This window comes from Kushneria phyllosphaerae, from assembly GCF_900312995.1.
GTDB classification, from domain to species: Bacteria; Pseudomonadota; Gammaproteobacteria; order Pseudomonadales; family Halomonadaceae; genus Kushneria; species Kushneria phyllosphaerae.
In genome coordinates this window covers 1-405 of record NZ_ONZI01000036.1, presented here as the reverse complement: position 1 = coordinate 405, position 405 = coordinate 1, and the positions used below count along the sequence as shown (strand labels likewise).

Annotated in this window: 1 pseudogene; it reads left to right on the top strand. The window is 64.4% G+C overall.

Features of this window, described 5'->3' with window-relative positions:
• Positions 1–275: pseudogene (locus KSP9073_RS17350) on the top strand (hypothetical protein); the annotation flags it as partial.
• Positions 276–405: the final 130 nt, after the last annotated feature.

The window sequence follows — 405 nt, the reverse complement described above, 5'->3', positions numbered from 1 at the left end:
AGGCGGCGTTTGACGAGATGGGACGGCTTGCGGGCCGGCCCTGGGGGGTGCTCTCAGCGGGCGCCGGAAAGCCCGAATTCCGCAATATCCTCAGCCCCGCCTACCGGGCCGGGGCATCGGGCTATCTCGCCGGACGGGCGATCTGGCTCGAGGCCTTCGGGCTGTATCCGGATTGGCAGGCGATGCGAAAGGCGCTTGAAGGCGGATCGGTGGATTATATGCGTGATCTGAATGCGCGCACCGACAAGTCTGCGACGCCATGGCACAAGCATTAAGTGTTCGGGCCGGACGGGGCGCAATTTGCGCCGGCGGACCAGAGTTTCCGGCACAGCTATGGCGATTTCGGGTGAGGTCCGGTGACTGTTTAGTCGAGCAACAGGCGATTGACGACGCGCGGTGTGTCGC